The following is a 13,603-nucleotide window of genomic DNA, read 5'->3' as shown; positions in this document are numbered from 1 at the left end:
CAATAAAAAACCGGCCATGATGGCCGGTTTATTTATAACTAAAAGACGCTTACGCTGTTACAGTACGCTTTTTAGACAGAACCATTAAACCACTACAAACAAAGATAAATGCAGCAGTAGAAGCAAGGAATGCCATCAATACAGAACCTGTAAAACCAAGAGCGATATAGCCAACCGCAGAAACAGCAGCAATTGATAATGCATAAGGTAATTGAGTTGCAACGTGATCAATATGGCTACAACGAGCACCAGTTGAAGAGAGAATCGTCGTATCTGAGATTGGAGAACAATGGTCGCCAAATACAGCCCCAGCCAATACAGCACCTAGCATTGGTAAGATTAGCGTAATATCTGTTGCTCCAGCCATGTCACCTGCGATTGGAAGCATGATGCCGAATGTACCCCATGAGGTACCTGTACTGAATGCCATTAAGCCAGACAGTAAGAATAAAATAACAGGGATCCAGTGAATACCAATACTGCCTTGCGCTAAACTAGATAAGTAGGAGCCCGTTTGCATATCACCAATTACAGAACCAATTGTCCATGCAAATAATAAGATCAGAATTGCACCAAACATAGACTTAGCACCGATCCACATTGTCATAGCGATATCTTTAATATCAATACCTTGACGGAATACAGTAAGTAATGCTGCCGCTAAACCGATTAGGCCGCCGTAACATAATGAAGCACCAACATCTGTATTTTCAAATGCACCAAGAATATTAAATTCTTTACCGTCGCCAATTAATGCTTGAGCACCAGTATAAATCATGAAGAAAATAGTCGCTACGATAAGTACGATAATAGGGAAAATCAAATCTGATACTTTACCCGTTTCACTTTCCGTAATATTTAGCTCTTCATTTAAATCTTTAGATTCAGCATTAACCGCTTGATCATCAAATCCATTACCACGCGCAGCTTCATTTTCATGATCGCGCATTGGACCAACATCCAATTGAAACCAAACAACGGCAAATACCATTAATAAAGCAAACACTGCATAAAAGTTCATTGGGATTAAACGTACATAAGCGCCTAATGCCGAATATTCAGTCACACCATGGGAAACTAAAATGCCACCAATAATAGTAATAATGTAAGCACCCCAGCTTGACGCAGGCATTAACACACACATTGGAGCAGCCGTTGAATCTAGGATATAAGCAAGCTTGGCTCTTGAAACATAAAAACGGTCAGTTACAGGGCGGGATATTGAACCAACAGCTAAGCTATTAAAATAATCATCAACAAAAATGAAGACACCAAGAAAGGCAGCAAGTAGTTTTGCACCACGTTTACTTTTAATTCTTGTTTGTGCCCATTCTGCGAATGCACGAGTACCACCAGAAAGAGTCAGCAGTGCTGTTGTCATACCTAATAAGATTAGGAAGGCAACAATACTCATATTCCAAGTATTAATAGAACCATCATCGATGAAAACACCTTTAACAGAACTAAAGGTATAAGATGCAGTGCCAGAAATGGAGTAATTAGACAGCAAAATTGCGCCTAAAACGATACCTACACCAAGAGAAAGTAATACTCGGCGTGTAACAATTGCTAAACCCAAAGCCACTAATGGGGGCAATATTGATATCGGAGAATTTGAAAAATCAGCTAAGTTCATGATCTACAACAACCAGTTTGGTTGGAGATCTACTGTTGACACGGCAATGCCGTTATAAAGGAAGTGAATATTAAAACATTTCCCCACAGTAGCGCTCCATAGTTAAAAAATAAAATTGACTATGGCAGTGTTATTCCTTTTCGAAATAACCCCAGCTAATACGTTTGATGAACGTCATTAACTTCGGCATTGACTCCTTTCGATTGTTGTCATAGGAATCACCCTCAAACAATCTACTCTTAGACAATGCGCCTCTACCCGTTTAGGTGGAAGTCATTGTACGGACTGAACACAATTTTGCAATACTATATCTGAGTATTTTAACATTAGATTACCAGCTAACTAGAATGGGATACTCTATCAATATTTAATTACAATTTTTACAATTTTTACAATCATAAGGAACCACTCTTAATATTCTTATCATTAAGATGGTTTTTATTTATTTATTTATTAAAAAATTTGTTATATTATTTTCTTGTTATATAATAATTGTATTATCAAAAATAAATTATGGAATCAAAAATGTCTGATACTATTAAAACACTGCTAAACTTACGTAGCCTACGCGTACTATCTCGTGAAATGACACTTGAGCAATTAGAAGAAGCACTTGAAAAACTACAATCAGTTGTAGCAGAACGTCAAGAGTCAGAAGCTGAAGAGCGCTCTCAACTTGCTGAGAAACAAGCAAAACTTGAAGAGTTCCGTCAAATGATGATTGAAAGTGGAATCGCACCAGAAGACCTATTAGATACAATGTCTTCTACAACAGTTAAAACTAAGCAAAAACGAGCTCCTCGTCCTGCTAAATATAAGTTCTTAGACCATGCGGGCGCTGAGAAAACATGGACAGGCCAAGGCCGTACTCCATCAGCTCTTCAAACTCAACTTGATGCTGGTAAATCTTTAGAAGATTTCTTAGTTTAATCATAGCGTATAATTTTTATATAAAGGGCCATTCTATAATAGAACGGCCCTTTTTATTTATGGCTGAACACTATCAACCTTCATAATTTATATCTCTAGTTTGGAAAGCATAGATAAACATGACTGTAATGGATCAATTAAAAACCACCATTTATATTTTTAGAATACGTATGCTATACCAACGTTACCTGTAGAGCTCGTCGTATGTTCTATCATAGGGCTATCCTCTAAATTTCCTTCTAGATTAACGTAGCGAAAACCACCTGTAGCACGAATATTTGGTGTTACATGAAAATACGTTGATAAACCAATAAAAAATTGCCCATCCCAGTCAGCATCAAATTGATGCTAGATCGTAACAATAACCGACACACGCTTACCGTTTAAAAACTCACTCGGACTCAGAAAATTTAATGCCTTTCTAGGCCTCGAATTAATCAAAAACTCTGCCTGTTTAATCTCTTTTGCTGCAAGTTCTCCAATGGCCATTCCCTTTGGGAAAAAACGTCTTAGTAAACCATTGGTATTCTCATTCAAACCTCGCTGCCAGGAATGGTAAGGTTTAGCAAAATAAATGTCACAGTTCAGATGCTTAGCTATCTTAGCATGACCCGCAAACTCTCCGCCATTATCAAATGTGATTGTTTTGCAAAGCCCTTTAAAGGGCTTCATCATGCGATTTATTCCACGAGTAACGGCTTTTTTGGACTTACTGCGTACTTTACAGGTAACTAATAGCTTAGATACTCGCTCTACCATCGTGACTAAATACCCATCTTGGCCATAAACTGTATCACCTTCCCAGTGGCCAACTTCTGATTTATCGTCAACAATTGTAGGCCGTTGAGAGATATCAACACGGTTAGGGATTAATCTTGCTCCTGCTTCTACACCTTTACGTAGTTTGTATTTTTTACCTTTTCGAGCAAGCATTCTTTGCCAATGCTCTCTTTTAACTACATTGTAAATCGTACTGCAACATATTGTATTTTCTATTTTTTCTTTACGAATCCGTCCAGATATCTGCTCTGGACTCCAACCAAGTTGCAGGTATGTTTGAATAATTTTCTTATTCTTTTGGTTACATTTTGTATGCTTAATTGAAAGTGTTCTTTTTTGAAAAGCATGTCTATGCGCTTGCTTGGCAGAATAACTTCCAGCAGGACAGCGTCGTAATTCCCTTGAAATGGAACCATTGCTCCGTTTTAATTTTTGTCCTATTTCCCGAGCAGAAATACAGTGTGTATTCCAAGCTTCAATCTGGTATCTTTCACTTAGTGTCAGTTGCTTATATTGGTGTCCCATGGGATTACCTTAGTTGATTGTGTGAGAGCTTGAAGCTTATAGGCAACTGACTCTCTAATCTATACCAAAGTGTGTCGGTTATTCTTGGGATCTAGGGATTAATTGCACCATTTGTTCTTTGAGATTCCTCCAAAGATACTCCATATAAATGATTATTCAGCTTTTCACTATTATATGAATAACCAAACGACGGAGTTATCGCCCACCCTTTTCCTCTAATAGGTAAACGCCAGGCTGCTTCTGCATATATCCCATTATGAGCACGTCCAACATCAATTCCACCGGTTAATTCAACAATAACTACATGAGTAATCAATAACTAACGCCGCCTAAAATAGATCTCTTACGCTCATCTAACTGTTGCATAGCTATATTATCAGAGTCTTCAGGTTGAAATGTACGTGGATCATACATAAAACGAAATATAATATTTTGTGGGGTTCCTACAGGGTATAAGCGATATCCCCCGCTAAGCCCACGTAAAAAGATATGCTCTCCCTCATAGCCGCTCACAGGAATAATGGTCGTATTAGAAGAAGTATTTTTATAGAATGAAGGAGAATAAGCAGCAGCACCAATCGACCACTGAGAAATTTTAGCATGTGCGTTGACAGCAACGGCAAGTGCTGCACCAACAATCAATCTACTTATTACTTTATTCACAACAGCCTTTTAGTGCTTTATATAACTTACAGTGATGCAATTTAACATTAACTAATGCACTATACAGTGCTTGATACTTTTTCATAGTTTTTTAGCCTTACTGTTTACGGTTCTTCCCTATTTACTTATTTGTAGGCGTATCGAGTAGGGTGAGGCGTTGCCGCCTCATCCCTCTCACAGAACCGTACGTACGGACCTCGTATACGGCTCCTGCTTACTTATATTCGTATGTGAACACCTTTCCGACACTTACCGTTTCAAGATTAAATAGTCCTAACTCGGTAAACCACTGATTTGGCATAGCATAGCTCGCTAGTGGACTCTTTGACGAGTTCCATACTCGCATGTTGATGTGCTTAAAAGGCGGTTTGTAGTTATGCTGCTTTAACCATCGATGAAGCCTTTCTGGCTTCTTCCATAGCCTTAACTGGATACTACGAAGTCGCCTTCTTATCCAACCTGCTAATGCTTTAAACTGCTTACTGGCATTGGCTATCCGAAAGTATTGGCTAAAACCACGCAACAGAGGATTTAGCTCTTTGATTACCTGTAATAGTGGCTTACCACCATTCCTTCGGGTTAAATCTCGAACTTTATCTTTAAAGGCCTTTAATTTCTTAGCTTGAATTTGAGTATATCTACTCTTTATTTCTACACCTAAAAACTTAACGCCCTTATCGCTGTGTGCATGTGGCTTTTATCTTTTTTGGTCAACAACTTGAGTTCGCCCTCTAGGATTTTTTCCGCCATCTCATAAGCATTTTCCGCTGCCTTTTTCGAACGGCATAAAATCAAAATGTCATCTGCATAGCGCACCATGCGATGGTCTCTTTTCATCATTTGTTGATCGAATCTATCGAGATAGATATTGGCAATAAGGGGGCTAATTACGCCACCTTGCGGACTGCCTATCGTCGTCGGCTCGTATGTCCCATTTATCATTACTCCACTCTCGAAAAACTGCCTGATGAGTTTTAGGATACTTCCATCTGTTACTCGTCTCTTTATGCTCTCAATTATCAAGTCATGATCGAGCATGTCGAAGCATTTCGATAAATCCATATCAACGACATATTGTCGTTGATATTGTCGGATAAACATTGATGCTTTATTGATTGCATGGTGGCAACTTCGCCCTTTTCTGTATCCCTAGCTTGACGGATGAAAGTTTGGGTCCAAAATGGGGTCAAGCACATCAACGATGGCTTGTTGTACAATGCGATCTCGAACCGCCGGAACACCTAATAAACGAATTCCACCGCCATCTTTGGGTATTTCTCCCCGTTTAACAGGTTGAGGTTGATACGTTTTAAGGCTTAATTCCTGATGAAGAGCCGTTAAGTTTTCTACTAAACTTTGTTCAAAGTCACTCAGGCTCTGCCTGTCTATTCCGGCCGCACCTTTTGCTCTTTTCACTTGTTTAAATGCATTATATAACCCCTCAAATCAAGTAGGCGTCCATATAAACTGTAGAATTTTCTCATCGTTTCTCTATCAATTAAGTGCGCTATTATTTCGTATTTTCTTGTCTGTATGGTGAGTGTCATCACTGGTTTAAGGCGTTCTAGCCAGTTGGCAATCTACCTCAGGGACCATGATTACTCCTCTGTACGGCTCTTGGTATCAGTCTACTTATTCCTAAATAACCAAATCCAGATGTCCTATTTCGCCAAATAGCTTGTGTACTCATATAGCGTTGTTAATATGAATAATAGTCTTTAAGTAAGCTTCCCCCCTTCGCAATCAATTGCACTTTTGGTAGCAATAGACTCTATCAGACATGCTGCTGATAGTCGGCTTGGTTTTGTCCTCCACACCATTACTGGCTTTCATCGGCCTAGCCTTACTCACTACTACGGGTTCATCTGCCACCTCACACCAACATTACTCTTGAGTCACCTCTTGATATAATGCTTCCAGCTGATAGCTGGAGCTGATGTCAGGCTTCCCCAGTTATTGCACTGACTCCCTGTTAGATATCCCACCCTCAAACACAGCATTGGTCTGACTAAGTATTGGGCTTCGCGCTATTTCGGACACTTACCCACCAATTGCTGCCGAAACAGGTTACGGTTAGTTGTGTACATCTAACTTCCTATGGCTTCCTTCAGACCTCACCGTTAGCCAGTGACGCCCTTGCCATTCAGATTGTCTTCCCCTTAGTCGGGGTGACTCTGCTATCTTGCAAGCAGACGGGTTTGCCAGCTTTGCTGGGCAAACATCGAGTAGGGTGAGGCTTTTGCCTCATCCCTCTCACAGAACCGTACGTACGGACCTCGTATACGGCTCCTGCAATTTACTATTTCTTAATAAAAAGAAGCGAGTACACCTGTTTTAACTTCGTCTATTGAATACAAGCCTAGATTTTTGAACCACTGATTAGGCATCGCATAGCTTGCTAACGGACTCGCACTGTTTCGCCATGAGTCCATTTTTATGGACTTAAATGGCGGTTTGTACTTTAGTTGCTTAAGACGACGATGCAATCTGCACGGCTTCTTCCACAAACTCATTTGTACCGCTCGCAATCTCCGCCTTATCCAAGCCGCAAGGCTTTTCAGTGTGCTCGTAATATTGGCTATTTTGAAGTAGTTTACAAACCCTCTGAGCACTGGATTCAGTTGCTTTAGCACTCTCGCTAAATTCAATCCTCCATTACGCTTGGTGAGTTGTCTTACTTTCGCTTTTAATGTTTTGAGCTTCTTTTCTTGAACTGCAGTGTAATTTGTAAAAATTTCCACTCCCAAGAATTTAATACCTGTATCGCTATGTGCTATATGGGTTTTCCGCTCATTCACTTTAAGTTTTAGCGTTACTTCTAAAATATGGCTAGCTACTTTTAATGCATTCTCTGCACCCTTTTTCGAGGTGCAGAATATCAAAATGTCATCCGCGTATCGCACTATTCGATGCTTACGCCTCATCATTTCTTGATCGAATTCATCTAAGTAGATATTAGCAAGTAGTGGACTAATCACCCCACCTTGTGGACTGCCTATTACACTATTCTGCCAGTTTTCACCAACCATGACTCCACTTTTTAGAAATTGACGGATCAAGCCTAAGATACTGCCATCCACGATGCGCTTTCGCACGAACTTGATTATCAGATCGTGGTCAAGCATGTCAAAGCATTTAGACAGATCCATATCAACAACATGCCGCTTATTATATTTACGTATAAAGAGTGTAGCTTTGCTGATGGCTTGATGACAGCTTCGCCCAACCCGATATCCATAACTGGATGGATGAAAGTTTGGGTCAAATATGGGAGTCATTATATTCGTTAAACATTGTTGAACAATTCGGTCTCGAACTGTGGGGATCCCCAATAACCTGATACCGCCATCGTCTTTGGCGATCTCAACTCGTTTTACGGGCCGCGCTTGATAGCGCTTTTCTTGTAGTTCAAGTAATAGTTTTCTGAGCTCTACTTCCAAATTTTGTGTGAAATCATCGATACGCTGCCCGTCAATACCAGCTGCGCCTCCATTCTTTCTCACTTGTTTGTATGCCACGTAAAGCGCTTGCAGTGATAGCATGCGCCCGTAAAGGCTATAGTGTACTCTCAAATTATTATCTCACATCACCTGCTGCTGACTTTATTTATGTTGGTTAGGTTTATTTCGTTGTCGCGTTAAGTTTTCTAGCAAGGCTACGCCCTTTTATTCGCAATATGCTTAACCGCCTCTATGCCTCTAGTAAAGAGAAACACTTACTCCCCGTGCCCAGTTCTATTCACAGCTTTAGTATCACCCTTAGCCATTAAAATAGAGACTTTACCTTATTTGGTAATTCGTGAACCCATCATAAATTACGTCACTTTAAGGTAATTTATAAATCACTTCCCCCCTTCGCAATCAATAAGTGCTTTTGGCTCAAATTGACTCTATCAGATATATTACTGATAGTCGGCTTGGTTTTGTCCTCCACACCATCACTGGCTTTCACAGGCCTAGCCTTACTCACTACTACGGGTTCATCTGCCACCTCACATCGGCATTAGATCTTGAGTTTCTTCTTGAATCTAAGCCACTTACTGACAATTAAGTTTAGATGCCAGGCTTCCCCAGTTATTGCACTGACTCCCTGTTAGATATGCCACCCTCAAGCACAGAATTGGTCTGACTAAGTATTGGGCTTCGCGCTATTTTGGACGCTTACCCACCAATCCCGCCGAAACAGGTTACGGTTAGTTGTGTACATCTAACTTCCTATGGCTTCCTTCAGACCTCACCGTTAGCCAGTGACGCCCTTGCCATTCAGATTGTCTTCCCCTTAGTCGGGGTGACTCTGCTATCTTGCAAGCAGACGGGTTTGCCAGCTTTGCTGGGCAAACAAAAAAGGCAGGTTTAATAACCTGCCTTTTAATATATTTTTAGATAATTATATTAACGATCATCTTCTCTAAAGTTACTTGGTAAATTTAATTTCATCTCATTCCAAATAAGATTACCTTCAATACCATATTGACGCATTCTTGGCATGACAGCATCTTTTCTTTCTTCTTCACAGATCTGCTTTAAATCACGATAAAACTGCAGTGCAAGTTCACGAGCCTCAGGGTTCGAAAAGTAATAACTGCCTACCCGTGCATACAGCTTTTTAAGACCATTAAAAATTAAACCATAGATTTGATTTCCAGATTTAAATGCTACGCCTTGAAAAAGCATATAATCATAATAATTAAATGTTTTAGCGATTAAAATTTCTTCACGCTTCGCAGGATCTTTTTCATTATCTTCTTTTACTTCAGCTTTAATCTTTACACCATAAGGAGAGGCATCAATAAAAGCATTCCAGTTTTCAGAAGCTAATAGTTGTTCACAAGAATCAATTACACGATTAAGGGTACGTAAAGAGCCTTCTTTATTCGTTTTAAATGCTTGTCTTATAAAGATACAACTAATATTAGTTCTCGCCGCTAGTAAGTCTTCTACGATAGAAGTCGCATTATTTGCATCAACTAAAGTCATCAATGTATCTAAAATATGAAGGCCAGATGTTTCCATATAATCATTTACTTTTGTTGGCTTACCATGCTGAATTGTTAACCAACCATCGCGTGCTAAACGTTGCAAAACTTCACGTAATGTCGTTCTAGTTACACCAATTAACTCTGAAAGCTCACGCTCTGCAGGTAAAATAGACCCAGGTGGAAAACGACCATTCCAAATACTTTCAATAATGTATTTTTCAGCAAATGCTGCAGGACTTTTTGCCTTAATAACCATACAAGTTTACAATCCGTTTTTTATATAAAATAACTTTACTCATCATACCACCAGTTCAATAAATTCTTAACCACTTATTAATTCAAATCTCTATTTATACACATTTCTCCCACTTTTAAGCATTAATTCCCCTGAATAATCAATACTGATAACGCTTTTTTTTTATGTGTTTTATAGGTTTTGCCAATAAAACCGAGCAAAGACACATTTTGATCAATTTATCTATTTTCAAATATTGACTATTGATTAATAAAGAGTAAAGTTCAGTCCTTTACTCTGGGGTTAGGTCTGTTTAGGTAGTTATTTGGCAAAATAGTAAAATTTAGTTTTGTTGTTTTTCTAAATAGTTGTTTATCCTTAATAATAACAATACGTTAGGCGATTATTATCAACTCCCTACTTACCCCTATTTTTATATAACCAACGTAACAATGTAGAGAGCATCACATGTCTATTTCGCTAGGGAATGCATTTATCAAAAACTTTCTTGGTAAAGCCCCCGACTGGTACAAACTTGCAATACTGTCTTTTTTAATTATCAACCCTTTTGTTTTCTTTTTGGTCGACCCGTTTACTGCAGGTTGGCTATTAGTTATTGAATTCATTTTTACCTTAGCGATGGCATTAAAATGTTATCCTCTACAACCTGGTGGCTTGCTCGCTATTGAAGCCATTGCCATTGGTATGACAAGTGCTGAGCAAGTGAAGCATGAACTTGTTGCTAACATTGAAGTGCTTTTACTTCTTGTATTCATGGTTGCTGGTATCTACTTTATGAAGCAATTGCTTCTATTTATTTTTACCAAAATACTAATTGGCATCAAATCTAAACCAGCCCTATCTGCTGCATTTTGTTTCACAGCAGCTTTCTTATCAGCTTTCCTTGATGCCTTAACAGTTATTGCTGTTGTTATCAGTGTTGCTGTTGGCTTTTATGCGATTTATCACCGTGTTGCTTCAGGGCAAGGCGGGACACCAAGCCACGATCATACGTGTGATTCAAATGTAACTGATGAATTAACTCGTGATGACTTAGAAAACTACCGTGCATTTTTACGTAGCTTACTTATGCATGCAGGTGTAGGTACTGCCCTTGGTGGTGTAATGACAATGGTCGGTGAGCCTCAAAACCTAATCATTGCAGATCAAGCAGGTTGGATGTTTGGCGAGTTCATCATTCGAATGCTACCAATTACAGCACCTGTATTTGTTTGTGGAATGCTAACCTGTGTTGCGGTTGAGAAATTAGGTATATGCGGTTACGGTGCAAAGCTGCCTATTAATGTTCGAAATATTCTTGAAGAATATGAATCAGAAGAACGTAAAAACCGTACTAATATCGATAATGCTAAACTCATTATTCAAGCCGTTATTGCGGTTTGGTTAATTGTCGCTCTTGCGCTTCATTTAGCTGCCGTTGGTCTTATCGGTCTATCTGTTATTATCTTAGCGACGGCTTTCACTGGAGTGATAGAAGAACACTCAATGGGGAAAGCTTTTGAAGAAGCCTTACCTTTTACCGCTCTATTAGCTGTTTTCTTCGCGGTTGTTGCTGTAATTATCGATCAGGAGCTATTTAAACCTATTATTGATGCAGTACTCGCTGTTGAAGATAAAGGCACTCAACTTGCTCTATTCTATGTTGCTAATGGTGTACTATCGATGGTTTCCGATAATGTATTCGTTGGTACCGTTTATATCAACGAAGTAAAAAGTGCATTACTAGATGGCCAAATTACTCGTGACCAATTTGATTTATTAGCGGTAGCAATCAACACAGGTACCAATTTACCATCAGTGGCAACACCAAATGGCCAAGCTGCATTCCTGTTCTTGCTAACATCAGCACTTGCTCCATTAATTCAATTATCATACGGGCGTATGGTGTGGATGGCCTTACCATATACAATTGTACTAGCCCTTGTTGGTTTATTTGGTATTGTTTTCTTCCTTGAGCCGATGACAGCAATGTTCTACGATTTAGGATGGATTACACATGGTGCAATAGAAAGTGCAACTTCTGCGGTTTCTAGTGGTCATTAATAAGGTATAATCACTTTTGATAAAAAGGCTCTGTATATACGGAGCCTTTATTTTTACAAGGAATAAAAATGCAAACCCTTAACCACTTTTCTCGCATTCGCTTATCTTGGCTTTTATTACTTCTATGTATTGCCTTTTTTGAAGCAGCAGCCCTTACTTTTCAGCATGTAATGAAACTACCGCCATGTGTTATGTGTATTTATGAGCGTGTCGCTATGATGGGAATTGGAGGCGCTGCAATTATTGGATTATTAAATCCAAATAATCTTATTATTCGTTGGTGTGGGTTCATTGCTTGGGGAGTAAGTGCTGGTTGGGGCTTAAAACTAGCGATGCAACATGTAGATTTTCAACTGAACCCATCGCCTTTTGCAACTTGTGATTTATTTGTACAATTCCCTTCATGGGCACCTCTAAATAAGTGGGCCCCTTGGATGTTTGAAGCATATGGTGATTGTAGCAAAATTGTTTGGCATTTCTTAACGCTAACTATGCCTCAATGGTTGGTTATTATCTTTGCAGGTAATTTGGTCGCTTTAACTATTTTTGTTATTGCCCAATTTTTTAGTAAGAAATCAGCCTAAAAATCTTTCAATTTAATACATCGAGTAGGGTGAGGCTTTTGCCTCATCCCTCTCACAGAACCGTACGTACGGACCTCGTATACGGCTCCTGCAACTTACTATTTCTTAATAAAAAGAAGCGAGTACACCTGTTTTAACTTCGTCTATTGAATACAAGCCTAGATTTTTGAACCACTGATTAGGCATCGCATAGCTTGCTAACGGACTCGCACTGTTTCGCCATGAGTCCATTTTTATGGACTTAAATGGCGGTTTGTACTTTAGTTGCTTAAGACGACGATGCAATCTGCACGGCTTCTTCCACAAACTCATTTGTACCGCTCGCAATCTCCGCCTTATCCAAGCCGCAAGGCTTTTCAGTGTGCTCGTAATATTGGCTATTTTGAAGTAGTTTACAAACCCTCTGAGCACTGGATTCAGTTGCTTTAGCACTCTCGCTAAATTCAATCCTCCATTACGCTTGGTGAGTTGTCTTACTTTCGCTTTTAATGTTTTGAGCTTCTTTTCTTGAACTGCAGTGTAATTTGTAAAAATTTCCACTCCCAAGAATTTAATACCTGTATCGCTATGTGCTATATGGGTTTTCCGCTCATTCACTTTAAGTTTTAGCGTTACTTCTAAAATATGGCTAGCTACTTTTAATGCATTCTCTGCACCCTTTTTCGAGGTGCAGAATATCAAAATGTCATCCGCGTATCGCACTATTCGATGCTTACGCCTCATCATTTCTTGATCGAATTCATCTAAGTAGATATTAGCAAGTAGTGGACTAATCACCCCACCTTGTGGACTGCCTATTACACTATTCTGCCAGTTTTCACCAACCATGACTCCACTTTTTAGAAATTGACGGATCAAGCCTAAGATACTGCCATCCACGATGCGCTTTCGCACGAACTTGATTATCAGATCGTGGTCAAGCATGTCAAAGCATTTAGACAGATCCATATCAACAACATGCCGCTTATTATATTTACGTATAAAGAGTGTAGCTTTGCTGATGGCTTGATGACAGCTTCGCCCAACCCGATATCCATAACTGGATGGATGAAAGTTTGGGTCAAATATGGGAGTCATTATATTCGTTAAACATTGTTGAACAATTCGGTCTCGAACTGTGGGGATCCCCAATAACCTGATACCGCCATCGTCTTTGGCGATCTCAACTCGTTTTACGGGCCGCGCTTGATAGCGCTTTTCTTGTAGTT

Annotated in this window: 11 protein-coding genes, 2 pseudogenes and 1 riboswitch; of the genes and pseudogenes, 3 read left to right on the top strand and 10 right to left on the bottom strand. The window is 39.4% G+C overall.

Annotation, left to right across the window (positions count from 1 at the left end; translation table 11 throughout):
- Positions 1–49: 49 nt before the first annotated feature.
- Positions 50–1,636: a Na+/H+ antiporter NhaC family protein gene (locus AC2IP4_RS04760; protein WP_486310609.1), complete on the bottom strand. Its 1,587-nt coding sequence runs from the start codon at positions 1,634–1,636 to the stop codon at positions 50–52.
- A gap of 81 nt (positions 1,637–1,717) precedes the next feature.
- Positions 1,718–1,901: riboswitch (Lysine riboswitch) on the bottom strand.
- Between the two features lie 260 nt (positions 1,902–2,161).
- Between AC2IP4_RS04760 and AC2IP4_RS04755 the strand changes: the two genes are divergently transcribed.
- On the top strand, positions 2,162–2,566 hold the full coding sequence (locus tag AC2IP4_RS04755; RefSeq protein WP_060991350.1) for an H-NS family histone-like protein: 405 nt from the start codon (positions 2,162–2,164) through the stop codon (positions 2,564–2,566).
- A gap of 159 nt (positions 2,567–2,725) precedes the next feature.
- Here AC2IP4_RS04755 and AC2IP4_RS04750 read toward each other — a convergent pair.
- The 8 genes and pseudogenes from AC2IP4_RS04750 to fadR all read right to left on the bottom strand — a co-directional run.
- Positions 2,726–2,911, bottom strand: a pseudogene (locus AC2IP4_RS04750) (MipA/OmpV family protein); the annotation flags it as partial.
- Positions 2,912–2,914: 3 nt separating this feature from the next.
- A complete protein-coding gene (locus AC2IP4_RS04745; protein WP_486310608.1) occupies positions 2,915–3,871 on the bottom strand; it encodes an IS30 family transposase in 957 nt (318 codons plus the stop codon).
- A gap of 109 nt (positions 3,872–3,980) precedes the next feature.
- Positions 3,981–4,522: pseudogene (locus AC2IP4_RS04740) on the bottom strand (MipA/OmpV family protein); the annotation flags it as partial.
- A 226-nt stretch (positions 4,523–4,748) separates the two neighbouring features.
- Positions 4,749–5,162, bottom strand: coding sequence for a group II intron maturase-specific domain-containing protein (locus AC2IP4_RS04735; RefSeq protein WP_486310743.1), 414 nt, complete (start codon positions 5,160–5,162; stop codon positions 4,749–4,751).
- A 29-nt stretch (positions 5,163–5,191) separates the two neighbouring features.
- Complete coding sequence (locus AC2IP4_RS04730) at positions 5,192–5,635, bottom strand: reverse transcriptase domain-containing protein (protein ID WP_486310607.1); 444 nt, start codon at positions 5,633–5,635, stop codon at positions 5,192–5,194.
- A 48-nt stretch (positions 5,636–5,683) separates the two neighbouring features.
- Positions 5,684–5,950, bottom strand: coding sequence for a hypothetical protein (locus AC2IP4_RS04725; RefSeq protein ID WP_486310606.1), 267 nt, complete (start codon positions 5,948–5,950; stop codon positions 5,684–5,686).
- Between the two features lie 890 nt (positions 5,951–6,840).
- Positions 6,841–8,076, bottom strand: a complete 1,236-nt coding sequence (gene ltrA / locus AC2IP4_RS04720; protein WP_486310149.1) for a group II intron reverse transcriptase/maturase — start codon at positions 8,074–8,076, stop codon at positions 6,841–6,843.
- An 849-nt stretch (positions 8,077–8,925) separates the two neighbouring features.
- Positions 8,926–9,768 (bottom strand): fatty acid metabolism transcriptional regulator FadR, encoded by an 843-nt coding sequence (gene fadR, locus AC2IP4_RS04715; RefSeq protein WP_105055041.1) that lies wholly within the window; start codon positions 9,766–9,768, stop codon positions 8,926–8,928.
- Positions 9,769–10,215: 447 nt separating this feature from the next.
- Between fadR and nhaB the strand changes: the two genes are divergently transcribed.
- Both nhaB and dsbB read left to right on the top strand, forming a co-directional pair.
- Complete coding sequence (nhaB, locus tag AC2IP4_RS04710) at positions 10,216–11,811, top strand: Na(+)/H(+) antiporter NhaB (RefSeq protein ID WP_375322695.1); 1,596 nt, start codon at positions 10,216–10,218, stop codon at positions 11,809–11,811.
- A 68-nt stretch (positions 11,812–11,879) separates the two neighbouring features.
- The gene (dsbB, locus tag AC2IP4_RS04705; protein ID WP_486310605.1) at positions 11,880–12,395 is read left to right on the top strand and encodes a disulfide bond formation protein DsbB; all 516 of its coding nucleotides are present in this window, start codon (positions 11,880–11,882) and stop codon (positions 12,393–12,395) included.
- Positions 12,396–12,500: 105 nt separating this feature from the next.
- On the opposite strand, the gene ltrA (AC2IP4_RS04700) is transcribed toward dsbB, so the two are convergent.
- Entirely contained in the window at positions 12,501–13,556 is a 1,056-nt protein-coding gene (gene ltrA / locus AC2IP4_RS04700; protein WP_486310742.1) for a group II intron reverse transcriptase/maturase, read from the bottom strand.
- Positions 13,557–13,603: the final 47 nt, after the last annotated feature.

The organism is Aliivibrio thorii, from assembly GCF_057368585.1.
Note: the sequence above shows the minus strand (reverse complement) of the source record. Positions and strands in the feature narration are given on the sequence as shown.